Genomic DNA, 25,629 nt, shown 5'->3' with positions numbered 1-25,629 from the left:
AGCCGTCCCGCCGGCCCGGCGCGTGTCCGTACGGAGTGGACCCGAGCCGTCACCCTCAGTGGTTCGCGGGCTGTTGCGTCAGCCAGGGCGCGCCCCTGGCTGACCGCCGCCGCTCAGTAGGACTTGTCCTGACCGAGGACGTGCTGGGCGACGAAGTTGAGGATCATCTCGCGGCTGACCGGGGCGATCCGGCCGGCCCGTACCGCGCCGAGCAGGGTGGCCACCCCGTACTCGGTGGTCATGCCCGCCCCGCCCAACGCCTGGACGGCGGTGTCCACGGCGAGCGCGGCGGCCTCCCCGGCCGCGTACTTCGCCATGTTGCCGGCCACCCCGGCCTCCAGGTCACGGCCGGCGTCGTACAGGGTCGCCGCCTTCTGGATCATGAGGCGGGCCAGTTCGACCTGCACCGCCGCGTGGGCGAGGGGATGCGACACACCCTGGTGCGAGCCGATGCTCCGACCACCCCAGACCTTGCGGGTGGCGGTGTAGTCGGTGGCCCGCTCGATGGCGTACCGGCCGGTGCCGGCGCCCATCGCGGCGACCGTGATCCGTTCCGGGTTGAGCCCGGCGAAGAGCGCCGGCAGCCCGGCGTCAAGCGACTCACCGAGCAGTGCGTCGGCGGGCACCCGCACGTCGTCCAGGAAGAGCAGGAACTGGTTCTCCGGGGAGACGATCTCCATGTCCAGCTTGGAGCTGGTCAGCCCGGCGGCGTCGGTCGGCACCAGGAACAGCGCCGGCTTCAGCTTGCCGGTGGAGGAGTCCTCGGTACGGGCCACCACCAGCACGTGACCGGCCTCGTCGAATCCGGAGATGTAGCACTTGCGGCCGTTGAGCAGCCAGTCGTCGCCGTCGCGGCGGGCCACCGTGCTCAGGCGGTGGAAGTTGGAGCCCGCGTCCGGCTCGGTGATCGCGAAGACGATCTTCTGGGTGCCGTCGGCGAGGCCGGGCAGGTGCCGTTTGCGCTGCTCCTCGGTGCCGTGCCGGGCGAGCACTGTGGCGGCGATGGCGGGGGAGACCACCAGCAGCAGCAGCGGGCAGCCGGTCGCGGCCAGCTCCTCGCAGACGATGGCCAGCTCGGTGATGCCGCCGCCCCCGCCGCCGTACTCGGTGGGGATGTTGACCCCCAGGTAGCCGAGCCGTCCCGCCTCGGCCCACAGCTCGGTGGTGTGCTCCCCCGATTTCGCCTTCGACACGAAATAGGAGTGACCGTACCTGCGGCCGAGCGCCCGCACGGCGTCACGCAGTTGGTCCTGCTCGGGGGTGAGGTCGAAGGTCATCGGGGGTCCTCCAAGGCGTTGTCGATGACGGCCAGCACGGCGCCGGTGCGTACCTGACCGCCGGCCGGCACCGGCAGCTCGGCGACGACTCCGTCGATCGGTGCGAGCACGGGATGTTCCAACTTCATCGCTTCGAGCGTGAGCAGCGGATCGCCGGCCGAGACCCGCTGGCCGACCTCGACGTGCACCCGGGTCACCGCGCCGGGAAGCGGCGCGAGCAGCGAGCCGGCCGCCAGTTGCGCCGTCGGCGGTGGGAGACGCGGCAGCTCGGTGAGGCTCGCCGCCCCGTCAGGGCCGTCAACGAAGGTCTCCGACCCCACCCGGTGTACGCGGTACGCGCGCCGGACCCCGTCGACGTCGAGCACCACCCGGTCCGGGTTGGCCTCGATCAGCGCCACAGTCGAGTCGGCGGCGCTCGGCCCGGCGGACCAGTCGGCGAGAGCGCCAGTCCGGTCCAGCCGGTAGCGGACCTCGATCTCGCCGTCCGGGCCGGTGAAGCGGGTGACCTGCGGGACGGCCGGCACGTTGCGCCAGCCCGACGGCAACCCGGCCAGGACCCGGGCCTCGGCGCGACGGCCGGCGGCCGAGGCGAGCGCCGCCGCGAGCGCGACCACCGGAAGCTGACCGGCGGGCAGCAGCGGGGCGAAGACCTCGGAGTGCCGGTCCAGGAAACCGGTGTCGATCTCCACGGCGGCGAACGCCGGGCTGCGCAGCACCCGGACCAGCAGATCGCGGTTCGTTGTCACCCCGTGCAGTTCGGCCCTGGCCAACGCGCTGGCCAGCAGCCGGGTCGCCTCGGTGCGGGTGGGACTCCAGGCGACGAGCTTCGCCACCATCGAGTCGTAGTGCACGCCGACCACCGAACCGGCCACCACACCCGAGTCGAGCCGCAGGCCCGGCCCGGCCAGCCCGCCGAACTCGGCCGCCACCTGGGGGACCGTGAACCGGTGCAGGGTGCCGGTGGCCGGACGCCATCCGGCCGACGCGTCCTCGGCGCAGAGCCGCACCTCGATCGCGTGGCCGGTGCTCGCCGGCAGGGTCGCCGGCAGCGACCCACCCTCGGCCACGAGAAGTTGCAGCCCCACCAGGTCCAGACCGGTGCACAGCTCGGTCACCGGGTGCTCGACCTGGAGCCGGGTGTTCATCTCCAGGAAGTAGAACTCCCCGCCCGGCGCGAGCAGGAACTCCACAGTGCCGGCACCCAGATAGTCGACGGCGCGACCGGCGGCCACCGCCGCCTCGTGCAACGCCGACCGCACCGACTCCGGCACGACCGCCGGTGCCTCCTCGACGATCTTCTGGTGCCGCCGCTGGATCGAGCACTCGCGATCACCGAGGGCGACAACGCGCCCCTCGGCGTCGCCGAAGATCTGCACCTCGACGTGCCGGCCGCGCTCCACGTACCGCTCGATGAAGACAGTGCCGTCGCCGAACGCCGCGGCCGCCTCGCGGCGCGCGGACGCGACGGCCTCGGCCAGCCCCTCGGCGTCCCGGACGATCCGCATGCCCCGCCCGCCGCCGCCGGCGGACGCCTTCACCAGCACCGGGAAATCGGTGACGTCGCCGGTGTCGGTCCAGCTCGGCAGCATCGGCACACCCGCCTCGGCGAGCAGCGCCTTCGCCGCCAACTTGTCGCCCATCGCCGCGATCACCTTCGCCGGCGGGCCCACCCAGGTCAGCCCCGCGTCGGTCACCGCCGCCGCGAACTCGGCGTTCTCGGCGAGAAACCCGTAACCCGGGTGGACGGCGTCCGCGCCGCTGCGCCGGGCCGCCTCCAGGATCAGATCGACCCGCAGGTACGTCTCGGTCGGCGTGTCACCGGGGAGCCGGACCGCCTGGTCGGCTTCGGCCACGAACGGCGCGTCCGCGTCCGCGTCCGAGTGCACGGCGACCGTCTCCACGCCGAGCCTCCGACAGGTCGCGAAGATCCGGCGGGCGATCTCACCCCGGTTGGCGACGAGCAATCTCGAAATCACTGGGCCTGCCCTTCGTCCGCGACTGCGGGACTCCGCTTCGCTGCGTTCCTCGCGCTCACAGGCACACGCCCCCTACATCCGGAAGACGCCGAAACCGTCGGCGCCCTTCACCGGTCCGTTGTGGATCGCCGAGAGGCAGAGCCCGAGGACGGTCCGGGTGTCCCGGGGATCGATCACGCCGTCGTCGTAGAGCCGGCCGGAGAGGAACAGCGCGCCGGACTGCGACTCGATCTGCTGCTCGACCATCATCCGCATCGCCGCGTCGGACTCCTCGTCGTAGTCCCGCCCCCGCGCGGCGGCGGCCTGCCGGGCCACGATCGACAGCACCCCGGCCAACTGCGCCGGACCCATCACCGCCGACTTCGCGTTCGGCCAGGTGAACAGGAACCTCGGCTCGTACGCCCGGCCGCACATCCCGTAGTTGCCGGCCCCGTACGACGCGCCCAGGTTGACCGTCAGGTGCGGCACCGTCGAGTTGGACACCGCGTTGATCATCAGCGCGCCGTGTTTGATGATGCCGCGCTGCTCGTACTCCGTGCCGACCATGTATCCGGTGGTGTTCTGCAGGAAGATCAGCGGGGTGTCGGAGGCGTTCGCGAGCTGGATGAACTGGGCCGCCTTCTGCGCCTCCTCGCTGAACAGCACCCCCCGGGCGTTGGCCAGCACACCCACCGGGTAGCCGTGCAGCTCGCCCCAGCCGGTGACCAGCGCGTCCCCGTACGCCGGCTTGAACTCGTCGAAGTCACTGCCGTCCAGGATCCGGGCCAGCACCTCACGCGGATCGAACGGCACCTTCAGGTCGGCGCTGGCGATGCCGAGCAGCTCCTCCGGGTCGTACTTCGGGGGCTGCGGGACGGCCGTGCGCGGTGCCGGGCCGTGCTTGCGCCAGTTCAGCCGGCGTACGCACTGCCGGGCCAGCCGGATGCCGTCCCGCTCGTCCTCGGCCAGGTGGTCGGCGAGCCCGGACGTGCCGGCGTGCATCGCCGCGCCGCCCAGCGACTCGTCGTCGGTGACCTCACCGGTGGCCATCTTCACCAGCGGCGGCCCGGCCAGGTAGACCTGCGACCGGTCCCGAATCATGATCACGTGGTCGGACATCCCCGGCACGTACGCGCCACCGGCCGTGGCGTTGCCGAAGACCACGCTGACCGTGGGGATGCCGGCCGCCGAGAGCCGGGTCAGATCCCGGAACACCCGCCCGCCCGGGATGAAGATCTCCGCCTGGGTCGGCAGGTCCGCACCGGCCGACTCGACCAGGTTGACCATCGGCAGCCGGTTGGCCAGCGCGATCTCACCGGCCCGTCGGGTCTTGGCGAGCGACCACGGGTTGACTGCGCCGCCGCGGACGGTCGGGTCGTTGGCGACGATCAGGCACTCGACGCCCTCGATCACCCCGATGCCGACGACGACGCTGGCCCCGACCGGGAAGTCCGTGCCGTACGCGGCGACCGGCGACAACTCGAGGAACGGGCTGTCCGCGTCCACCAGCAGGTCGATCCGCTCCCGGGGGAGCAGCTTGCCCCGCTTGTGGTGCCGGGTGACGTACTTCTCGCCGCCGCCCGCCCGCGCCTGGTCCAGCGCGGAGTCCAACTCGGCCAGCCGTTCCCGCAGGGCGGCCCGGTTCGCCGCGTACCCGGGTGCCGACGGGTCGATCGCGCTGTCCAGGGTGGTCATAGGCCCATGCCTTTCGCGATGATCTCGTTCATGATCTCGGTGGCGCCGCCGCCGATGCCGAGGATCCGGGCGTCGCGGTAGTGCCGTTCCACCTCGGCGTCGCGCATGTAGCCGAACCCGCCGTGCAGCTGCAACGCCTGGTCGACCACCTGGTCGCAGGCCGCCACCGCGACGTTCTTGGCCATCGCCACCTCGGTCACCACCGGCTCGCCGGCGGCCACCCGGACGGCGACCTCGTGCACGTACGCCCGGGCCGCCTCGGCGCGGGTGTGCATCTCGGCCAACCGGTGCCGGACCAGTTGCCGGCTGGCAAGTGGACGCCCGAAGGTCTCCCGCTCCCGGCACCAGCGCACGGCCAGCTCGACGCAGCGCTGCGCGGTGGCGTACGCCTGGGTGGCCAGCGAGAGCCGTTCCGCCGCGAAGTTCTGCATGATCGCCAGGAAGCCGGTGTCCTCCGCGCCGATCCGGTTGGCCACCGGCACCCGCACGTCGGCGAACGACAGCTCGGCGGTGTCCGAGCAGTGCCAGCCCAGCTTCTCCAGCCGGCGGCCCACGGTGAACCCGGGGCTGTCCCTGTCGATGACAAGCAGGGTGAGCGAGCCGCTGCCGGGGAAGTCGGTGCAGACCGCCGTGGTCACGAAGTCGGCCCGGTGCCCGCTGGTGATGTACGTCTTCGACCCGTTGACCACATAGTGGTCGCCGTCGCGGCGGGCGGTGGTGCGGATGCCGGCCACGTCGGAACCGCCGTCCGGCTCGGTGATCGCCAGCGCGCCGATCATCGTGCCGGCCAGGGTGGGCCGGACGTACCGCTGGATCAGGTCGTCGTCGGGCGTCGAGGTGCCGCCGAGCCGGCCGCCAAGCGAGCCGCCGACGCCAACGCCCGCCGCCGCGACCATGTGCGGCAGCGCGATGCCGTGCGTGAACAGGGCCGCGATCAGGCCTGACGAGCCGCCGGAGCGGATCACCTCCTCGGTCACGATGATCGAGTCGAGCAGGTCACCGCCGCTGCCGCCGACGGACTCGGGGAAGCCGATGCCGAGCAGCCCGAGCTTCGCGGCGGTGGCGTGCAGGGCGCGGGGCACCTCACCGGCCCGCTCCCAGTCGTCCAGGTGCGGCAGCACCTCCCGGGTCACGAACGCGCGGGTCAGCTCGCGCAGTTGCCGCCGCTCCGGGGTGTCCACGATGCTCATCGGCCCGCCCCCGTCGACACGTCGGCCGGCAGGTCGACGATCCGGGCGCGCAGCAGCTCACCGAGCGCCTTGGCCTGCGGGTCGAACCGGGTGGACGCGGCCACCCCCGCCCCGAGCAGGCCCTCGATCACGAAGTTGACCGCGCGCAGGTTCGGCAGCTCGTAGCGTCGTACCGTCAGCGGCCCGGTCTCCGGCAGCAGCTCGGCCAGCCGCTGCACGGTCAACCAGGAGCGCAGCCACGCGTACCCGGCGTCGGAGCGCGCCCAGACGCCGAGGTTGGCGTCCCCGCCCTTGTCTCCGGAGCGCGCGCCGACCAGCTCACCGAGCGGACCGCGCCGGGTCGGGCCGTCCACGGCCGCGCCGCCGCCCGGGACCGACTCGGCCTCCGGGACGGGGGCGGTGCGGATCGGCGGGGCGATCGGCACCCGCTGGCCGCCGGGCAGCACCGCCACATGCGGGACCTCGTCCTGGGGGACCTCGTCGGCGGTGAACACGCCGTACGGTGTCGCGTCGCCCGGCAGGGTCGTCAACGTGCAGCCCGGGTACGAGGCCAACGCCAGCTCCACCGCCGCCGCCGAGAACGCCCGTCCGGCCCGCGACTTGTCACTGTCGCGCAGGTGGACGTGCAGCAGTGCGCTTGCGGCCTCGGTGTCGGCGGCGTCCGGGTGGTCGGTGCGGGCCAGCGTGAACTCCAACCCGTCCTTGCCCACCGCCTCCTCGACCTGCCCCCGGACCAGCGCCGCCTTCGCCTCGATGTCGAGCCCGCAGAGGACGAACGTCATCGAGTTGCGGAACCCGCCGAGGTTGTTGACGCCGACCTTGAGCGTGGGCGGTGGCGGGGTGCCCCGGACGCCGGAGACCCGGACCCGGTCCGGCCCCTCGGGGAGCAGCGTCACCGTGTCCAACCGGGTGACCACGTCCGGCCCCAGGTAGGCCGGCCCGCCGATCTCGTAGAGCAGTTGGGCGGTGACCGTCTCGACGGTGACCGCGCCGCCGGTGCCGGGGTGCTTGGTGAGCACGCTGGAGCCGTCCGCGTACACCTCGGCGACGGGGAAGCCGGGGCGGTGCCCGCCATCGGGCAGTTCGGTGAAGAAGCTGAAGTTGCCGCCGGTGACCTGCGCGCCGCATTCGACGAGGTGACCCGCGACGGTCGCCCCGGCCAGCTCGTCGAGATCGTCGCGGCTCCACCCGTACCTGGCGATGGCCGGACCGACCACGAGCGACGCGTCGGTGACCCGCCCGGTGACGACCACGTTGGCCCCACCGTCGAGGCAGGCGGCGATTCCGAACGCGCCGAGGTAGGCGTTCGCGGTCAACGCGTCCGGGCGTTGGATGGCGTCGCCCTCGACGTACCCGACCTGAGCGGGCAGGCCCAGCCGGACGGCGAGGGCGTCGATGGCCGCGGCCAGGCCGGCCGGGTTCAGCCCGCCGGCGTTGGTGACGATCCGTACCCCCCGGTCGAGGGCGGTGCCGAGGCAGGTCTCCAGTTGCCGCAGGAACGTCTTCGCGTAGCCGAGACCGGGGTCGCGAAGCCGGTCCCGACCGAGGATCAGCATGGTCAGTTCGGCCAGGTAGTCGCCGGTCAGGACGTCCAGCTCGCCGCCGTCGAGCATGTCCCGCCAGGCGGTGAACCGGTCTCCGTAGAAGCCGGAGGCGTTGCCGATGCGGATCACTTCCGTACCCCGTTCGCGCTTGCCGGCTCGCGGCCGTCGCCGGGCGGCCCGGCGAAGGCCTGCGCCACGTCGAGCCACTCGTCGGCGACCGGTCCGGTGGCCAGCAGGGCGAGGTCCGCGCGGTGGCGGCGCTGGGTGACCAGGAGGCAGAAGTCCCGGGCCGGGCCGCTCACCCGGTCGGCGGCGTCCGCCGGCCCCCAGGTCCAGGTGTCGCCGTCGGGCGCGGCCAGTTCGACCCGGACCGGCGTCGTGGGCGCCTCCCGGCCGTGGGCCGCGAAACCATGCCCGAGGGTACGCACGCCCAGGTGCGCCACGTGCCGGAGTCGGTCGCTGGCGGGACGGACGACGCCGAGCGTGTCGGCCACGTCCTCACCGTGTGCCCAGGTCTCCATGATCCGGGCCGTGGCCATCGAGGTGGCCGACATGCTGGTGCCGTACCAGGGCAGCTTCTCTCCGGCCGGGACGGCGGCCAGGGCGTCGACGAGTGCCGTCCGCCCGGCGCGCCAGCGGGCGAGCAGCTCGGCCGGCGGTGCGAGGAACTCGTCGGCGCCCGCGTCCACCATCCTGGTCACATCCGGCGCGGCGGTCACCGTCGCGTAGAACGCCTCCGCATCGGTGGCGGCCAGCAATGCCACGTGGTCGGTCCAGGCGAGGTGGGCGATCTGGTGCCCGATGCTCCAACCCGGTGCGGGGGTCGGACGCGCCCAGTCGGTCGCGGGCAGCGGAGCCACCAGGGCGTCGAGGTCGGCGGACTCGTCGGCCAGGTCCGTGAGCAGGTCGGTGAGGTCGACCATGGTGCCTCCGGTCGGTGGGGGCCGGTGCGGCCGGCGGTCAGGGCGTGAGCAGGGTGGCGAGCTGCCGCTTCCAGGTGGTGAGCAGGGCGGTGCGGCGGGCCGAGTCGTCACTGAGCAGGTTGGCCACGCCGAGCCCACGCAGCAGGTCGAGCGTGGCCTGTACCGCCTCGCGGACGCCGGGTCGGCGTTCGTCGACGCCGAGCAGGGAGACGGTGAGGCGGTGCATCTCCCGGCCGACGGTGGCCTCCAGTGGCAACAGGGCGTCCCGGAGCTCCCGATCGGTGCGGGCGGCGACCCAGAGCTCGAGCGCGGCCACGAAGAGCGGCCCGGTGAACGCCGCCCCGAGCAGGTCGACCACGCGGTCCAACCGCTGCGGGCCGGCCGGCAGCGCCTCGGCCTCGGTGCGCAGCTCGTCGGCCCGCCGTTCGGCCAGATGGCGTACGGCGGCCGTCACCAGCGCGGCCTTCGTCGGGTAGTGGTGCAGCTGCGCGCCACGTGAGACACCGGCCCGGGCGGCGACCACTGTGGTGGTGGTGCCGGACCAGCCGTGCTCCACCAGGCAGTCGACGGTCGCCTCCAGCAGCCGGGCCTGGGTGGCGCGGCTGCGCTCCTGCTGGGGGACGCGCGTCGACGGGGTGGACACGCGAACAGCCTGCGCCCTGAGAAACAAACAGTCAAGACTGACTTTTTCAGGGTGGCCACGCGGCACACGAGGTCCGGGGCTACCGCCCCCGTCGGCCGTGTCGAGCTGAGACGCGGACCGAGCGGTCAGCGGCCGTCGCGGGGACCGAAGACGGCGAGCGCGTCGGCGTCGCTGTGCCGGGAGCGCAGGTACTCGTCGGCCCAGGCGGCAGCGTCCGGGAAGGTCGACTCCGCCGCCACCCGGGCGCACGCCGCGTCCACGTCGAAATGGGTACGCCGCAACTGCACGCCCTGCCCGAGCAGCGCCCACCACGCGCCCGTGCCGCCGTACGGCATGCCGACGCTGCCCGGGTTGACCACCAGGCGCCGGTCGACCAGCCGGACGAAAGGCATGTGCGTGTGCCCGCACACCACAGTGGAGACCTCGGCGGGGAGGCCCTCGAACACCTCGACCCAACGGGTCATCCGCGAGTCGACGAGCACGACCTCCTCGTCGTCGCGGGGCGTCGCGTGGCAGAACAGGGTCGGCCCGAGCCCGTCGACCTCCAGCGTCACCGACACGGGCAGCGCGGCGAGTCGGGCCACCTGGTCCTCGCGAAGCTGCCCGCCGGCCCAGTTGGACACCTCGAAAGCGGCGAGCCGGCCGGCCCGCGCGTCGATCAGCTCACGTTCGCAGTTGCCGCCCACCCAGCAGACCCGATCACCGAGGTCGGCGAGCACGTCCAGCACCTCGACCGGCTGCGGACCGGCGGCGATGTCGCCGGTGAGCACGATCAGATCGGCGGCCGCGACGTCGGGCTCCGCCAGTACGGCCTCCAGAGCGGGCAGCACACCGTGGATGTCGGAGAGCACAGCGACGCGGTTCGGCATGACCCCCACCCTCGACCGTCACACCGCGAGGAGCCAGCATTTCTGCGCCGGGCAGACGAAACGTCCCCGCCCCCGTCGGTGACGGGATGCGGGGACGGGTCGTACCGCTGTCTCAGACGCGGGCGCGACGGGCCAGACGCTCCGGGTCCAGGATGATGATGCTCTTGCCGTCCAGCCGCAGCCAGCCGCGCGAGGCGAAGTCGGCGAGCGCCTTGTTGACCGTCTCCCGGGAGGCGCCGACGAGCTGGGCGATCTCCTCCTGGGTCAGGTCGTGGGTCACCCGCAGGACGCCGCCGTCGCGGGTGCCGAAGCGACCGGCCATCTGGAGCAGGTTCTTCGCGACCCGACCCGGCACGTCCGTGAAGATCAGGTCGGCGAGCGAGTCGTTGGTCCGGCGCAGCCGTCGGGCCAGCACCCGGAGCAACTGCTCGGCGATCTCCGGGCGGTTGTTCAGCCACGGACGCAGCGCCTGCTTGCGCAGCCGTACGAGTCGGGTGTCCGTCACCGCGGTGGCGGTCGCCGTACGCGGACCCGGGTCGAAGAGCGACAGCTCCCCGACCATGTCCGACGGGCCCATCACCGCGATCAGGTTCTGCCGGCCGTCCGCGGCGCGGCGACCAACCTTGATCTTCCCGGACAGCAGGATATAGAGACTGTCGCCGGGCTCGCCCTCATTGAAGACGACCTCGCCCTTGCGGACCTCGATCGTCTCCATCTCCTTGGCAAGCGCCTCGGCAGCTTCCGGGTCGACACCCTGGAAGATCCCGCTACGGGCCAGTACCTCATCCATCGCGCACCTCCGGTTACGCGTGCCGTCCGTCGGCCGGGTCCGCCGTCCGCTGATCCCCTCGCGCGCCGCCAAGTCTAGGCGCACGTGAGCACGAATCAGAGGTCGGCCCTGGAATCTTGATCGGTAGGCGTAACCTGCCCGACGTGCTGAGCGACCCAACTCTGACCAGTCGCACCGAGGACGGGCGGCGCGTCCCGCTGCTCGTCTGGCGCGCGGACGTGCCCCTGCGGGCGGTCAGCAGCGGCCCGCTCGGCGGTGGAATCGGCGTACGGCGCTGGGTTCTGAACGCGACCGTGCCGATGTCGTACGACCGGGACGACCCGGCCGCCCACCTGGCCGCGCTCGCCGCGGACCTGGCCCTCGACGGGCCCGGGGTGGGCCTCCTGACCGGCGTCGACGTGGCCGAGGTGGTGGGCCGCACCGACACCGGAGTGCGGGCCTGGGCGACCGTCGGCCTCGGCATCCCGGTGCTCGCCGCCGCGCCGACCCCGGCCGCGCTCACCCAGCCCGTCGGCACGGTCAACATCGTGGTGTACGTGCCGGCCCGGCTCGCCGACTCGGCCCTGGTCAACGCGGTGGCCACCGCGACCGAGGCGAAAGCCCAGGCGATCATGGAGTTGGCGTTGCCGGGCACCGGCACCCCCACCGACTCGGTGACCGTGCTCTGCCCCACGGACGGGCCGGAGGCCGCGTACGGCGGACCACGCTCCGCCTGGGGCGCCCCGCTGGCCCGCGCGGTGCACGCGGCGGTGCTCGCCGGCGGTGACCGGCCGGTCGTTCCCTGGTCCGAGCAGCTCACCGGCTGAACTTCCACCCGATCGGCCCTCCTCGGCGCGTTTGCCGGCCGGTAGGGTCGCGGGCGATGTATGCTCCCGCCCCCCTCGCGTCCCGCCCGCGTCGCCGCGTCGCCCTCGGCCTCGCCGCGCTGCTGGCCGCCCTGCTCGTCGCCGGCTGCGCCGACCCCGGCGGTGGTGACGGGCCGGTCTGGCAGCCGGGCGCCGGCGGCGGTGGCACCGGCGCGCCGGTGACCACGGCCGGCCCGAAGGGCGGCGACGCCCCCACGGCCGGCGGTGCGATCTCCCTCTCCGCCACCGGCGACATCATCATGGGCAACGCGCCGAGCCGTCTGCCCGCCGCCGGCGGCAAGGGCTTCTTCACCTCGGTCACCGAGGCGCTCAAGGCCGACCTGGTGATGGGCAACCTGGAGGAGCCGCTGACGGTGGACACCGGCACCGGCAAGTGCGGGGCCAACTCCACCCGCTGCTTCCAGTTCCGGGCACCCCCGGAGTACGCGGCACACCTGCGCGACGCCGGCTTCGACGTGCTCAACCAGGCCAACAACCACGGCTACGACTACGGCCCGAAGGGCTACGAGAACACCCGCAAGGCCCTGGAGAAGTACGACCTGGAGCACACCGGCGCGCCCAACCAGATCACCGTCGTCGAGGTCAAGGGCGTCAAGGTCGCCGTGGCCGGCTTCTCGTCGTACGTCTGGTCGAACAGCCTCGTCGACATCGCCGCCGCCAAGGCGGTGGTCGCCAAGGCGGCCACCATGGCCGACCTGGTCGTGGTGCAGGTGCACATGGGTGGCGAGGGCGCGGACAAGACCCGGGTGAAGCCGGGCACGGAGATGTTCCTGGGCGAGAACCGGGGCGACCCGGTCAAGTTCTCCCACGCCATGATCGACGCGGGCGCCGACCTGATCGTCGGCCACGGGCCGCACGTGCTGCGGGGCATGGAGTTCTACCAGGGGCGACTGATCGCGTACAGCCTGGGCAACTTCGCCGGCGGCGGCAACTCGCTGAGCAACACCGGCCGGCTCGGCTGGGGTGGTGTGCTCAAGGTGTCACTCAAGCCGGACGGCGGTTGGGCCGGTGGCTCGTTCACCTCGACGTACATGAACTCGGCCGGCAAGCCGACGATGGACCCCGACGACCGGGGTCTGGGCCTGGTCACCGAGCTGAGCCGCACCGACTTCCCGAAGGCCGGCGCGCGGTTCGACGGGCAGGGCAGGATCACCGCGCCGACCACGGGTTGACCCGAGCGGGAACGTCCGGGGCGCGACGTAGGCTGACCGTCGTGACCAGTAGCCCTCCCGGTGCCAGCGAGACCGACCTCGGGCGCAAACGTCGTGCCCGCAAGATCGGCCGGGTGCTGGCCGAGACGCACCCCGACGCGCACTGTGAACTGGACCACTCCAACGCGCTGGAGTTGGCCGTCGCCACCATCCTCTCCGCCCAGTGCACCGACAAGAAGGTCAACGAGGTCACCCCGAAGCTCTTCGCCCGCTACCCGACGGCAGCCGCGTACGCCGGCGCCGACCGGGGCGAGATGGAGGAGCTGATCCGGCCCACCGGCTTCTACCGCAACAAGACCGACTCCCTGCTCAAGCTCGGTCAGGCGCTCCTCGACCGGTACGACGGCCGGGTTCCGGGCCGGCTCGTCGACCTGGTGACGCTGCCCGGGATCGGCCGCAAGACCGCCAACGTCATCCTCGGCAACGCCTTCGACGTGCCGGGCATCACCGTCGACACGCACTTCCAGCGGCTGGTCCACAGGTGGCGACTGACCACCGAGACCGACCCGGTCAAGATCGAGCACGCGATCGGCGCGCTGTACGACAAGCGCGACTGGAGCATGCTGTCGCACCGGATCATCTTCCACGGCCGTCGGGTCTGCCACGCCCGCAAGCCCGCCTGCGGCGCCTGCACATTGGCGAAGCTGTGCCCGTCGTACGGCACCGGCCCGACCGAGCCGGCCGCCGCCGCCAAGCTGCTCAAGGGCCCCCGGGCGCGTGACCTGGCGGTCGCCGCCGGAGTCGACCCGGAGCTGGTGCCCGCCCAGGCGGTCGCCGCGGAGGTGCCGTGAACCGCCGCCTCGCCCTGCTGATTCCGCTGCTGCTGCTGGCCGTGGCCGGTTGCACCACCGGTCCGGCCGACGAGCCGGCACCCCGGCCGGCGGCGGCGGACCGGCCGTCGCCGTTCCGGGACTGCGCCGCGCTCGGCACACCGCCCACGGCAGCGTCGCCCGGCGCCGGCACGACGGCCCCTGCCACACCCGGCCCGGGCACGTCGACGACTCCCGGCGGCCCGGCGCTGCCCGAGCTGACGCTTGCCTGCTTCACCGGTGGCGCTCCGGTCGCGCTGCGCTCGGTGGCCGGCCCGGCCGTGATCAACATCTGGGCGTCGTGGTGCCCGCCGTGCCGCAAGGAGCTGCCCGCCTTCCAACGGCTCAGCGAACGCGCGGCCGGTCAGCTCCAGGTGGTCGGGGTGAACAGCCGGGACAGCCGCGGCGGCGCCCAGTCCATCGGGGAGGACTACGGCGTCCGCTTCCCGATCCTCGTCGACCAGGGTGAGGCGGTGCAGCGGGCGCTGGAGCGCAACGCCATCCCGCTGACCCTCTTCGTCGACGCGCAGGGCCGGATCCGGCATGTCGACGCCACCGGGGCGCTCGACGACGCCCGGCTCGCCAAACTGGTGAACCAGCATCTCGGCCTGACGGTGCCGGCGTGACCCGTCGACCACCCGACTGGATCGCGCCGTTGCTGACCCGGCTGGGCACGGCCCGCGCCGAGGACTTCACCCGACTGACCACCCCGGCCGAGGGTGGCCGGGAGAGCGCCGTACTGGTGCTGCTCGGCGAGCAACCCGGCGTCGGCCCGGACGTGCTGGTGCTGCAACGCGCCGCCACCCTGCGCAACCACGCCGGTCAGCCGGCCTTCCCCGGTGGGGCGGCCGACCCGGAGGACGCCGACGTCCGCGCGACCGCGCTGCGCGAGGCGAACGAGGAGGTCGACCTCGACCCGTCCAGCGTGACGGTGCTGGCCGAGCTGCCGAAACTGTGGATCCCGGTGAGCGACTTCGTGGTCACCCCCGTGCTGGCCTGGTGGCACGACCCGCACCCGGTGCATTCCCGGGAGCCGGCCGAGGTGGCCCACGTGGCACGACTGCCGGTCAGCGAGCTCGTCGACCCGGCCAACCGGATGCTTGTCCGCCACCCCAGCGGCTGGATCGGGCCGGCGTTCTCGGCGCGCGGGATGCTCGTCTGGGGGTTCACCGCCGGAGTGCTGGCGACCCTGCTGGAGATGGGCGGCTGGGCGCGTCCGTGGTCGCGCGAACGGGTGATCGAGCTCCCCCCGACCGGGGCGACCCCGGCGCCGTCGGCCGGCACCGACGAGATCGACGAGACGGCCCTGCGCTGACCTGGCGGTCACCTTCCGCAAGCGATGGTCATCTCGTGGGCGTCCTGCCCGTACGCTTGACCCGTGTCCGCCGTGGATCTCGTCCTGTTGCTGCTCATGCTCGTGTTCGCGATCAGCGGATACCGCCAGGGCTTCGTCATCGGAATCCTGTCGTTCTCCGGCTTCTTCCTGGGCGCCCTGGTTGGCCTCCAGCTCGGGCCGCTGCTGGCCCGACAATTCGTGGACAGCGGCACCCGGGTGCTGATCTCGCTGGTGGCGGTGTTCGGGCTGGCGGTCCTCGGTCAGGCGTTGGCCGGTTGGCTCGGCTCACACCTGCGTAAGACGATCACCAGTGAGGTGGGCAGGCGGGTCGACGACGTCGGCGGGGCGTTCGTGTCGCTGTTCGCGGTGCTGCTGGTCGCGTGGCTCGTGGCGGTGCCGCTCGGGTCGTCCTCGCTGCCCTGGCTTGCTGCCTCGGTCCGCAACAGCGCGCTCATCACAGTCGTCGACCGGGTGCTGCCGGACCAGGCCCAGCAGCTCTCCACCGCGCTGCGGGAGACCGTCGACACCAACGGCTTCCCGGATGTCTTCGGCGACCTCGCGCCAACCCGGGCCCGGCAGGTCGAGCCACCCGACCCGGCGTTGGCCGGCTCCCAGGTCGTGGTCAACGGGCAGCGGTCGGTGGTCAAGGTGCTGGGCTCCGCACCAAGCTGCTCGCGCCGCATCGAGGGCTCCGGTTTCGTGTACGCCGACGACCGGGTGATGACCAACGCGCACGTGGTGGCCGGCACCCGTTCGGTCTCCGTGGAGCTGGGCGGCGAGCGGTACGACGGCCAGGTGGTCGTGTACGACCCGGACCGCGACCTGGCCGTGCTGCACGTGCCCGGGATGCCCGGTCCGTCGCTGCGCTTCGCGGCCGGCAACGCGGGCAGCGGCTCCGACGCGATCGTGTTGGGCTTCCCGCTCGACGGCCCGTACAACGCGCAGTCGGCGCGGGTCCGCGACGTCGACCGGATCACCGGGCCGGACATCTACTCCTCCGGTGACGTCACCCGGGAGATCTACACGATCCGGGCGCTGGTGCGCAGTGGAAACTCCGGCGGCCCGCTGGTCTCCGCCAACGGCCTGGTGCTGGGCGTGATCTTCGCGGCGGCCGCCGACGACCCGAACACCGGCTTCGCGGTGACCGCCGCCGAGGCCCGCCCGGTGGCACTGGCCGGCGCCGAACGCACCAGGGGCGTCGGCACCGGCGAGTGCACCTGAGCGTCGCCCCGGGTCAGGTCCGCGCCGGCGCGGCGGCCGGCAGCTTCGCCCGCCCCCACCGCAGCCCCCGGTCCAGCACCGCACGAGCCATGATCACCACGCAGGTGCCGCCGTTGATGAAGGACGCCACCACGTCGCTCGGGTGGTGCATCCCCCGGTACATACGGGTCAGCGCCACGCCAACCGGCACCACGAGCAGCAGGCTCCACCAGGCGACCTTCGCGCCGGTGCTGCGCGCCCGCAGCGCCATCAGCACGGCGATGCCGACGTAGAGCGCCACCGCGGCCGAGGTGTGCCCGGACGGGAAACTCGACGTGGGCGGCGAGACGTCCATGTGCTCCACAGCGGGCCGTTGCCTGTCGATCGCCATCGTGGTCAGCAGGAACACCAGCGCCTGGGCGATCACCGCCGCGCACAGGAACAGCGGTTCCCGCCAGCGCTTGAGCCAGAGACGCAACGCCAGCGCCACCAGAACGGTGACCACGACGATCATCTGCGTGCTGGCCAACGTGCTGAACACCAGCGAGACGTCGTTCCAGCCGCCGGTGCGTTCGGCGGCCAACTCCCGGTTCACCGCGTCCTCCGCGGTGAACGGCCAGATGTCGGCGAAAACCCGGGTGACGAGCACCCCCAGCAGCACCATGACGCCGAGCAGGAGGGAGACCGGCAGCAGCACCCGCCGGACGATCTGGACCACGGTGTCGGACATGAGCCGGCCAATACCCGATCGGCGTCGTCGGCACGCCTCAGGTCTCATCCGGACGCCGCTCGACCTCCGGCGCGATGCCCTCACTGGCCGGTCGGACCGGCCGCAGACCGACGTGCGCCCGCCAACTGGTGAACGCGGCGGCGGTCGCCGCGACCACCGCCGCGCCGAGCAGCCAACCGCCGACCACGTCGCTCGCGAAGTGCACACCCAGCGCCACCCGGCTCAGCCCGGTCACCACGGTCAGCAGCACCGCGGCCACCCACAACACGACCCGCCACACGCCCCGCCCGGCGTACGGCAGGAAGACCAGCAGCAGCACCCCGGCGGCCAGGGTGGCGTTCAGCGCGTGCCCGGACGGGAACGAGTAGCCGGCCGCCCGTGCCACCGGGTCGAGCAGCTCCGGCCGGTCCCGGCCGACGAGCAGCTTGAGCAACGGCCCCATCAACCCACCGACCACCATCGTCGTGGCCGTCCAGGCGGCCAGTCGACGAGCACCGCGGCGCAGCAGCCAGATCACCAGGAGCAGGGCGGCGACCCGCAACGGCATGGGCGCGAAGACCTCACTCCACACCCGCATCACCACGACCCAGGCCGGGTGGTCGAGCGCGTAGCCGTGCAGCCCGTCGGTGACCGACATGTCCAGCCGGTGCAGGGGCGCCCACGCCCCGAGCACAAGCAACGCCAGCAGCGAGAACGGCACCAGCACCAGGAACGCCGCCGTCACGGCCAGGGTCAGCCGTAAGCCCAGCGAGTGATCCGGGTCGAGGCGGCGGCGCTGCCAGGACTGACGGTCGGTGGCGAGGGTGTGCGGGCCCGGCGTGCTCATGGCGACGGTTCTACCCCACTCGTCGGCCGCTCAGGCCTGCCGGTGCCCGAGGCCCGCGTCAGTGGACCCGTCGCCGGAACCGGCGCACCATCATCGCCGCCCCCGTCACCAGGGCGACGAAGAGCACCGCGCCGACCCACACCTGCTCGGGCGCCGAGTCGTCCTGCACGCCCGCCGCACGGGCCGTCCACCGGGTCTCGTGGCGGGGGGCGGTGAGACCGAGCGGGTCACTGCCCGCGCCGGCCACCGGGCCGTCGTCGGCGGAGCCGGGAGCCGAACCGAAGCCGACCACGCCCGGCGAGGTCTGGTCGTCCAACGGGTTCGCCGTCACCGGCGGCACCTGCGAGGTCAGCGCCGCGACCGGGTCCACCACGCCGTACCCGAAGCGGTCGTCCCGGCCGGTCGGACCGATGTCCCGGGCGGTGACCAGCAGCCGGTTGACCACCTCACCGGCGGACATCTGCGGATAGCGGGACCGCACCAGTGCGGCCGTGGCGGCCACCAGCGGCGCGGCGAAACTGGTGCCCTGCACCCGCCAGTACCCGCTGGGCGGACGGGCGCCGACCAGACCGTTGGCCGGCGCGGTGAGCGCCGTCGCCCGGCCGGTGATCGAGCCGGACCACAGGTTGTCGCTGTTGCGCTCCAGACCGGAGACCGCGATCACGCCCGGCTCGCGGGCCGGATACCAGACCTTCAGGTCGGTCGAGGTGGCCAGGTTGCCGGTGCAGGCCACCACCACCACGTCCCGGGCGAACGCGTAGTCCAGGGCCGCGGCCAGGGCCGGGCTGTCGCCGCTGCCGCCCAACGACAGATTGATCACGCGGGCGCCGTGGTCGACCGCCCAGCGGACCCCCTGCGCGACGATCAGCGCGTCGTCGTACCGGTTCCGCTCGTCGAGCACGCGGACCGGCAGGATCCGAGCGTCAGGTGCCAGGCCGACCACGCCCCGCTTGTCGTCCCTGCGGCCGGCGATCAGGCCGGCGACCGTGGTGCCGTGCCCCACCGGGTCGGGCCCGGCGCCGCCCACCAGGTCGTTGCCGGGCAACACCTGCCCGACCAGGTCGGGATGGTTGGGGTCCACACCGGAGTCGATGACCGCCACCGTCACACCCCGACCGGTCGAGGTGCGCCACGCCGTGTCGGCGCGCAACTCGTCGAGCTGCCACTGCTCGTCGCGGACCTGGTCGGTGCGACTCACACTGTCGCCGGGGGCCAGCGCCACCGGCGCGCCGGCGAGCTGACCGCCAGTGGCGGGCACGGCAACGGGTGCGGCGGCTGCGGTCGGGGCCGCCACGGCGAGCGCCGCCGCCACGCCGAGCAGCACCCTCCGGGTCACCGCCGGACCGCTGTGCCGAACCCCAGTCACATCCTCAGCCATTCATCCCGACGGAACCATGACGATCGGAGATTACCGGTTTCCCCACCTGTCACGGGAAGAACCGGCTGAACAGGTCACGGTGGCGGCAGCTGCGCGAGCTGAACGAGGCGCACGCCCTCCCGACGGGTGACCAACCGACCACGGCCCGGCGGCAGCGGACCCGGCCGGACCGGACCGACCAACGCCCCCTCGTCCGGGCTGCCGGCCATCACCAGACCGGACGTGGACAGCTCCCGCAGCCGCTGCACGATCGGCTCGTACTGGGCCCGGCCCGCCCCGCCCGAGCGGCGCGCCAGCACCAGGTGCAGCCCCACGTCCCGGGCGTGCGGAAGGTGCTCCTCAAGCCCTCGCAACGGGTTCGCCGGGCCGGCCGCCACCAGGTCGTAGTCGTCGACGAGCACGAACAGCTCCGGCCCGGACCACCAGGACCGGTCGCGCAACTGCTGCGGGGTGACCTCCGGGCCGGGCGCCCGCCGCTCCAGGTAACCGGTTGCCGACTCGACCAGGTCGGCCGTGTGCGCCGCAGCGGTGCCGTACCCGATGAGGTGCGGCGTCTCGATCGCGCCGAGCAGGCTGCGCCGGTAGTCGACAAGGATCACCCGGGCCTGCTCGGGAGTGAACCGGGTGACGATCGACGCGGCGAGCGCGCGCAGGAACGACGACTTGCCGCACTCCGCGTCCCCGAAGACCACGAAGTGCGGCTCGGCGGCGAAGTCGAGCACCACCGGCCGCAGGTCCGCCTCGGCGATACCGATCGGCAGCCGCAGCCCCGCCGCTCCGGCGAGGTCCAGATCGGCGTACGCCAGCACCGGCGGGAGCAGCCGCACCCGGGGCGCCGGAGGGCCACCCCAACTGCCGGCGATCCGCTTGACCAGATCGGCGGTGTCCCCGTCCGCGACGAGCCGGGGCAGCGCGGTCAGGAAGTGCAGGCTCTCCGCGGTGACCCCGCGACCGGGGCGCTCCGGCACGTTGGCGGCAGCACGTCGGGCCACGAGCGAGTCCGTCGGGTCGCCGAGGCGCAGCTCCAGCCGGGAGCCGAACAGGTCCCGGATCGCCGGGCGGAAATCAAGCCAGCGCAGGGCGGTGGCCACGACGTGCACCCCGTACGACAGGCCCCGGGTGGCGAGGTCGGTGACCAGCGGCTCCAGGTCGTCGTACTCGCCGCGGACGGTGCTCCAGCCGTCGATCACCAGGAACACGTCACCGAACGGGTCGGCCCCCGCCTGGCCGGCAGTCGTCGTCGCCGCACGCCGCTGCCGGTACGCGGCCATCGACTCCACGCCCAGTTCCGCGAAGCGGCGTTCCCGATCGGCCAGCACCGTCGTCATCTCGCCGACGGTGCGTCGTACCGCCGTCGGGTCGGCGCGCCCGGCGACCCCGCCGACGTGCGGAAGGTCGCGGACGGCGGACAGCCCTCCTCCGCCGAAGTCGAGGCAGTAGACCTGCACCTCGGCCGGGGTGTGGGTGAGCGCCAGCGCGCAGATCAGCGTGCGCAGCACCGTCGACTTGCCGCTCTGCGGGGCGCCGACCACCGCGACGTGCCCGGCCGCGCCGTCAAGCGCCAGCCAGAGCAGGTCCCGTCGCTGCTCCAACGGCCGGTCCACGATGGCCACCGGCACCCCGAGCGCGCCGTGCAGCTCCGGGTTGCCCACGACCAGCCCGCGCGTCGGGTCCACCTCGACCGGTCCGAGCAGCTCGTCCAGGGCCGGCGGGTCGCCCAACGGCGGCAGCCACACCTGGTGGGCGGGCGGACCCTGCCCGACGAGCCGGTCGACCAGCAGATCGAGCAGGGTCTCCTGGCCGCTCTCGTCCTCGGCCACCGCGGGCAGGGCCGGGGTGGCCGGCTCGGGCACCGGCACGACGTGGGTGGTGAAGGTGAGCAGCCGGGCGTCACCACCACCGGTGGCGCCCGGCGGCGCGGCCCGACGGCGCACCGCCTCGGACACGTACGCCGCCTTGAAGCGGGCCAGCGGGTCGGTGCCGGCGCGCAGGTAGCCGTGGCCCGGCGACCGGGGCAGCTCGTGCGCGTCCGGCACCCCGAGCACCGTGCGCGACTCCAACGCCGAGAAGGTACGCAACCCGATCCGGTACGACAGGTGGGTGTCCAGCCCGCGCAGCCGCCCCTCCTCCAGGCGCTGGCTGGCCAGCAGGAGGTGCACACCGAGCGAGCGGCCCAGCCGGCCGATCTGCACGAACAGGTCGATGAAGTCGGGCTTGGCGGAGAGCAGCTCGGAGAACTCGTCGCAGATCAGCAGCAACGACGGCAACGGCGCCAGCGGGCTGCCGGCCGCCCGGGCCCGCTCGTAGTCGCGCACGCTGGCGAAGTTGCCGGCCCGCCGCAGCAGCTCCTGCCGGCGTACCAGCTCGCCGTTTATCGCGTCGACCATCCGGTCGACCAGCGGCAGCGCGTCCGCCAGGTTGGTGATCACGGCGGCGGTGTGCGGCAGCCGGTCGAACGACGCGAACGTCGCGCCACCCTTGAAGTCGACGAGCACGAAGTTGAGCTGCTCCGAGCTGTGCGTGGCCGCCAACCCCAGCACCAGCGTCCGGAGCAGTTCGGACTTCCCCGAGCCGGTGGCCCCGATGAGCAGACCGTGCGGGCCCATCCCGTCCTGGGCGGACTCCTTGAGGTCCAGCTCGATGGCGCCGCCGTCCACGCCCACCCCGATCGGCACCCGCAGCCGGTCCCGCGCCGACCGGGGCACCCACCCCTGCTCGGCGGTGAAACTCTCCGGGTCGCCGAGGCCGAGCAGCTCCGGCAGCCCCAGCTCGGCCTGGAGCGGCGCGTCCGGGCCGCGTACCGCGCCGGCCAGCCGCAGCGGCGCCAACCGCCGGGCCACCGCCTCCGCGTCGGCCGGGTCGAGCTGGTCGGCCGTACCCACCTCGGCGTGCCCGTCGATCGACCACGAGTGCAGCCGCCGGCCCTTCAACTCCAGCAGCAGCGCGTACCGGTCGAGCAGACGCGGCGGAGGCGTGTCCAGGTCCACCACGGTGACCGCGTCGATGCCGCCGTCGCCGGTCAGGTCGGTGGCGCCGGTCAGGTCGCCGCCGTCGAGCACCACCACCACGTGCGGGCCGTCGGTGGCCGGGCCGGCCGGACTGAACCGGGAGCGGCTGGCCAGCACGTCGCTGAGCAGCCGCTCCAGCTCGACGGCGGAGCTGGTGACCAGCCGTACCGGGCCCAGCGCGTCGGCGCGGCCGGGATGGTGGGCGTGCGGGAGCCACTTCACCCACTCCCAACCGGCCCGCCGTTCCGGTCCGGCGCAGACCGCGACGAGCAGCTCGTCGGGGGCGTGGAAGACGGCCAGCTGGGTCAGCACCGCCCGGACCAGCGCCTGCGCCGCCGGATCACCTGTCGGTGGGCCGGCGGCAGCCGGGAGGCCGCCGGCACGACCGGCGGTGCGCACGTGCACCCGGGCGAAGCTGCGCAACGACAGGGCCACCGGCAGGTCCGGCACCACGGAGTACGCGTCCAGGAAGCGGCGCAGCGCTCCCGCCGTCATCGGCTCCAGCTCCTCCAGCGGCCGGGTGACCGGGGGGACGAGCGGGGTGGCCAGGGTCTGCGGGCCGACGCCGACGCGTACCACCGCGAAGTCCGGGTCGGCGGGTCGACGTTCCCAGACCCGGTGGCTGTCCACCGTCGACCAGAGCCGACCGGGGTCCGGGTGCCGGTAGTAGAGCCCGGCCCGCTGCCGCCCGGCGGTCTGCCGGACCAGGCGGCGCAGCGTCGCCAGGTGCCGCAGGTACTCGCGGCGGGCTGCCATCATCTCGGACTTCTTCGGGGTGCCCGAGGCGCTGCCCCAGGAGGTCACGAGCATCGCCAGCGAGGACAGCCCGAACATGCCTCCCACCACGTACGAGTAGGCCCCGCCGCCCCGACCGAACATCATCGCCATCGCCACCGTGCCGCCGAGCATGGGCAGCAGCATGAGCATCTGCTGCCACCGTCCGCCGGTCACGGCGGGGATCTCCGGCGGCGCCTCGACCGACAGCTCTCCGGCGGGAATCTCGGGTGCCGGGCGGCGCGGCGGCCGCTTGATGACGACTGTGGACACTCGGCCTCCTGACCGCGCTGGGTAACCCGAGCCTGGCTCATCGTAGGTAAAGTCCTGTCGTCCGCGCAGCCTCCGATCCCCCTCGATATGGAGTCCAGTCGATGACTACCGGGCTGGCCCGCGTCACCATCAGCGCGCCGCAACGGCGGGTGGACGTCGCCCTGCCGGAGCAGGTGCCCCTGGCCGAGCTGCTGCCCGACGTGCTCCGGCACGCCGGTGAGGGCCTCGCCGACGACGGTGAACGGCACGGCGGCTGGGTGCTGCGCCGCACCGACGGCGCACTGCTGGTGACCGCGCAGGCGCTGCTGCCGCAGGGGGTCCGCGACGGCGAGGTGCTGCACCTGGTGCCGGCCCGCGCGCACTGGCCCGAACTCGAGTACGACGACGTGGTCGAGGCCATCGCCGAGGGCGCCCGCCGCCGGGGCGGGGCCTGGTCGGCCGACGCCACCCGGGCCGCGGCCCTGGCCGGTGCCGGCGTACCCCTCGGGGTGGGTCTGCTCGCCCTGCTCGCCGGTGGGCCGGCGCACCGGGCCGGCTGGTTGGTGGCGGCCGTCGTGGCGCTGCTGCTCACCGTCGCCGGCGCGGTTGCCTCCCGCGCCCACGACGACGGCGCCGCCGGTGCCACGCTTGGCGGCTACGCCCTGCCGTACGCGTTCGTGGCCGGCGCCCTCGCGACCGGTTCCGGCGACCCGGTCGGGCCGTTCGGGCCGGTGCGGTGGGTGGGCGCGCCCGAGGTGCTGGCCGGGTCGGTGGCACTGCTGCTGGCGGCCCTGCTCGGGCTGCTCGGGGTGGCCAGCCGGCTGCGGGTGTTCGTGGCCGGTGTCACGGTCGGCCTGGTGGGCGCCGGCGCGGCGCTCGGCGGGCTGCTGCTGCCCCCGGCCGGGGCGGCGGCGGTACTGCTCAGCGCGCTGGTCTTCGCCGTCGGGGCGGTGCCGCTGCTGGCCATCCGGTTGGGCAAGTTGCCCCTGCCGCCGATCACCCTGCCCGCCGCGACCTCCGGCGCGGAGCCGGAGCGGGTCCGGGACCTGCCGGACCGGGGTCGCGTGCACGCGGCGGTGATCCGCACCGAGGAGATGCTCACCGGGATGCTGCTCGGGCACGCCCTGCTCGTGGTGGCGGCGGCTGGTGTGCTGGGACTGGCCGGCGGGACGTGGGGCCGGGTACTGGTGGCGGTCGCCTCGGCCGTGCTGCTGCTGCGGTCACGGCTGTTCGTGGCACTGCGCCACCGGCTGCCGACGGTGCTCGCCGGCCTCGCCGGCTACGCGGTGCTGGGGGCGGTGCTGGCCGGCCGGGCCGACGACGCCGGCCGGCTGGTGCTGGCCCTCGGCGGCGCGGCGCTCGCCCTGCTGGCCGTGGCGGCCGGCACCGGGTACGCCCACCGGCCGGTCTCCCCGTACCTCGGCCGGGTCGCGGACCTCACCGACACGGCGCTCGTGGTCGCCGTGGTGCCGGTCGCCTGCGCGGTGCTCGACCTGTACGACAGGGCCCGGGGGCTGCTCGGTTGAGCGGCACCCGGGCCCGGTGTGTCAGCGTCCGTCAGTGGTTGGTCTCGCCACGCGCCTCGGCGTCCCGGGCACGCTGGTAGGAGGCCACGATCTCGGCCTCGGCCTCGGTGCGGCCGACCCAGGTGGCACCCTCGACCGACTTGCCCGGCTCCAGGTCCTTGTACACCTCGAAGAAGTGCTGGATCTCCAGCCGGTCGAACTCGCCCAGGTGGTGGATGTCGCGCAGGTGCTCCTGGCGGGGGTCCTCGTAGGGCACGCAGAGGACCTTGTCGTCGCCGCCCTTCTCGTCCGTCATCCGGAACATGCCGATGGTCCGGCAGCGGATGAGGCAACCCGGGAAGGTCGGCTCGGGGACCAGCACCAGCGCGTCCAGCGGGTCGCCGTCCTCGCCCAGCGTCTCCTCGATGAACCCGTAGTCGGCCGGGTACTGGGTGGACGTGAACAGGGTGCGGTCAAGCCGGATCCGGCCCGTCTTGTGGTCCACCTCGTACTTGTTCCGGTGACCCTTGGGGATCTCAACCGTCACGTCGAAATCCATCTGCACGCTCCCTCGTCTGCCCACGCTGGCTAACGGAACCACTGGCGACCCTCCGGACAGGTGAATGCCCACCCGCCGACCTCGGCCGCCGCATAGTCTTCGGACCGAAGTAGTGTCACCCAAGCCGATTTTCGCTGGGGGAGGAGGGGGTCGTGGGGAGGGAAGATTCACACTACCGCCCGGACGGGGGCGCCGCGCGCGGTACCGGACGATCCGGCTCCGGTGGTGCCACCGGACGGGTTCCGGTGCCCGACGCCCACCCCCCGCGTGCCTCCGAGCCGCAGCCCGC

General features: G+C 73.4%; 21 protein-coding genes. 7 read left to right on the top strand and 14 right to left on the bottom strand.

Annotation, left to right across the window (positions count from 1 at the left end; translation table 11 throughout):
- Window positions 1-113: 113 nt before the first annotated feature.
- The 9 genes from ABZS77_RS19680 to ABZS77_RS19640 form a co-directional block, all read right to left on the bottom strand.
- Window positions 114-1,277, bottom strand: coding sequence for an acyl-CoA dehydrogenase (locus ABZS77_RS19680; protein WP_354824519.1), 1,164 nt, complete (start codon window positions 1,275-1,277; stop codon window positions 114-116).
- Entirely contained in the window at window positions 1,274-3,253 is a 1,980-nt protein-coding gene (locus ABZS77_RS19675; protein WP_354824516.1) for a biotin carboxylase N-terminal domain-containing protein, read from the bottom strand. Before ABZS77_RS19675 ends, ABZS77_RS19680 begins: the two co-directional genes overlap by 4 nt.
- 72 nt (window positions 3,254-3,325) lie before the next feature.
- Window positions 3,326-4,927 carry a carboxyl transferase domain-containing protein gene (locus ABZS77_RS19670; RefSeq protein ID WP_354824513.1) on the bottom strand — a complete coding sequence of 534 codons (1,602 nt, stop codon included), beginning with the start codon at window positions 4,925-4,927 and terminating at the stop codon, window positions 3,326-3,328.
- Window positions 4,924-6,117 carry an acyl-CoA dehydrogenase family protein gene (locus tag ABZS77_RS19665; protein ID WP_354824510.1) on the bottom strand — a complete coding sequence of 398 codons (1,194 nt, stop codon included), beginning with the start codon at window positions 6,115-6,117 and terminating at the stop codon, window positions 4,924-4,926. Before ABZS77_RS19665 ends, ABZS77_RS19670 begins: the two co-directional genes overlap by 4 nt.
- Complete coding sequence (locus tag ABZS77_RS19660; RefSeq protein WP_354824508.1) at window positions 6,114-7,790, bottom strand: acyclic terpene utilization AtuA family protein; 1,677 nt, start codon at window positions 7,788-7,790, stop codon at window positions 6,114-6,116. The genes ABZS77_RS19665 and ABZS77_RS19660 overlap by 4 nt, the downstream gene beginning before the upstream one ends.
- Complete coding sequence (locus ABZS77_RS19655) at window positions 7,787-8,584, bottom strand: TIGR03084 family metal-binding protein (RefSeq protein ID WP_354824505.1); 798 nt, start codon at window positions 8,582-8,584, stop codon at window positions 7,787-7,789. Before ABZS77_RS19655 ends, ABZS77_RS19660 begins: the two co-directional genes overlap by 4 nt.
- 37 nt (window positions 8,585-8,621) lie before the next feature.
- On the bottom strand, window positions 8,622-9,227 hold the full coding sequence (locus tag ABZS77_RS19650; protein ID WP_354824502.1) for a TetR/AcrR family transcriptional regulator: 606 nt from the start codon (window positions 9,225-9,227) through the stop codon (window positions 8,622-8,624).
- A gap of 125 nt (window positions 9,228-9,352) precedes the next feature.
- A complete protein-coding gene (locus ABZS77_RS19645; RefSeq protein ID WP_354824499.1) occupies window positions 9,353-10,096 on the bottom strand; it encodes a metallophosphoesterase family protein in 744 nt (247 codons plus the stop codon).
- A 112-nt stretch (window positions 10,097-10,208) separates the two neighbouring features.
- On the bottom strand, window positions 10,209-10,886 hold the full coding sequence (locus ABZS77_RS19640; RefSeq protein WP_007073398.1) for a Crp/Fnr family transcriptional regulator: 678 nt from the start codon (window positions 10,884-10,886) through the stop codon (window positions 10,209-10,211).
- 143 nt (window positions 10,887-11,029) lie between these two features.
- Between ABZS77_RS19640 and ABZS77_RS19635 the strand changes: the two genes are divergently transcribed.
- The 6 genes from ABZS77_RS19635 to ABZS77_RS19610 all read left to right on the top strand — a co-directional run bounded on the left by ABZS77_RS19635 (window position 11,030) and on the right by ABZS77_RS19610 (window position 16,329).
- Window positions 11,030-11,692 (top strand): adenosylcobinamide amidohydrolase, encoded by a 663-nt coding sequence (locus ABZS77_RS19635; RefSeq protein ID WP_354824496.1) that lies wholly within the window; start codon window positions 11,030-11,032, stop codon window positions 11,690-11,692.
- Between the two features lie 56 nt (window positions 11,693-11,748).
- Complete coding sequence (locus ABZS77_RS19630; protein ID WP_354824493.1) at window positions 11,749-12,924, top strand: CapA family protein; 1,176 nt, start codon at window positions 11,749-11,751, stop codon at window positions 12,922-12,924.
- 41 nt (window positions 12,925-12,965) lie between these two features.
- Window positions 12,966-13,754, top strand: coding sequence for an endonuclease III (nth, locus tag ABZS77_RS19625; RefSeq protein WP_354824490.1), 789 nt, complete (start codon window positions 12,966-12,968; stop codon window positions 13,752-13,754).
- The gene (locus tag ABZS77_RS19620; protein ID WP_354824487.1) at window positions 13,751-14,398 is read left to right on the top strand and encodes a redoxin domain-containing protein; all 648 of its coding nucleotides are present in this window, start codon (window positions 13,751-13,753) and stop codon (window positions 14,396-14,398) included. Before nth ends, ABZS77_RS19620 begins: the two co-directional genes overlap by 4 nt.
- Entirely contained in the window at window positions 14,395-15,087 is a 693-nt protein-coding gene (locus ABZS77_RS19615; protein WP_354824484.1) for a CoA pyrophosphatase, read from the top strand. Before ABZS77_RS19620 ends, ABZS77_RS19615 begins: the two co-directional genes overlap by 4 nt.
- A 63-nt stretch (window positions 15,088-15,150) precedes the next feature.
- A complete protein-coding gene (locus ABZS77_RS19610; protein ID WP_354824481.1) occupies window positions 15,151-16,329 on the top strand; it encodes a MarP family serine protease in 1,179 nt (392 codons plus the stop codon).
- Window positions 16,330-16,342: 13 nt separating this feature from the next.
- Here ABZS77_RS19610 and ABZS77_RS19605 read toward each other — a convergent pair whose 3' ends face one another.
- From ABZS77_RS19605 to eccCa, 4 genes are all read right to left on the bottom strand, one after another.
- Window positions 16,343-17,038 (bottom strand): phosphatase PAP2 family protein, encoded by a 696-nt coding sequence (locus ABZS77_RS19605; protein WP_354824478.1) that lies wholly within the window; start codon window positions 17,036-17,038, stop codon window positions 16,343-16,345.
- Window positions 17,039-17,075: 37 nt separating this feature from the next.
- Window positions 17,076-17,864 carry a phosphatase PAP2 family protein gene (locus ABZS77_RS19600; RefSeq protein ID WP_354824475.1) on the bottom strand — a complete coding sequence of 263 codons (789 nt, stop codon included), beginning with the start codon at window positions 17,862-17,864 and terminating at the stop codon, window positions 17,076-17,078.
- Window positions 17,865-17,922: 58 nt separating this feature from the next.
- Window positions 17,923-19,242, bottom strand: a complete 1,320-nt coding sequence (mycP, locus tag ABZS77_RS19595; RefSeq protein WP_354824472.1) for a type VII secretion-associated serine protease mycosin — start codon at window positions 19,240-19,242, stop codon at window positions 17,923-17,925.
- Between the two features lie 74 nt (window positions 19,243-19,316).
- Window positions 19,317-23,297 (bottom strand): type VII secretion protein EccCa, encoded by a 3,981-nt coding sequence (gene eccCa, locus ABZS77_RS19590; protein WP_354824469.1) that lies wholly within the window; start codon window positions 23,295-23,297, stop codon window positions 19,317-19,319.
- A gap of 101 nt (window positions 23,298-23,398) precedes the next feature.
- Here eccCa and eccD point away from each other — a divergent pair, with 101 nt between their 5' ends.
- Window positions 23,399-24,802, top strand: a complete 1,404-nt coding sequence (gene eccD, locus ABZS77_RS19585; protein WP_354824466.1) for a type VII secretion integral membrane protein EccD — start codon at window positions 23,399-23,401, stop codon at window positions 24,800-24,802.
- Between the two features lie 31 nt (window positions 24,803-24,833).
- Here the strand turns inward: eccD and ABZS77_RS19580 are convergent, their stop codons facing one another.
- A complete protein-coding gene (locus ABZS77_RS19580) occupies window positions 24,834-25,340 on the bottom strand; it encodes an inorganic diphosphatase (protein WP_139583140.1) in 507 nt (168 codons plus the stop codon).
- Window positions 25,341-25,629 lie beyond the last annotated feature (289 nt).

The organism is Micromonospora sp. NPDC005298, assembly GCF_040607375.1.
Taxonomy (GTDB): domain Bacteria; phylum Actinomycetota; class Actinomycetes; order Mycobacteriales; family Micromonosporaceae; genus Micromonospora.
This window is presented reverse-complemented; position numbering and strand designations above follow the sequence as displayed.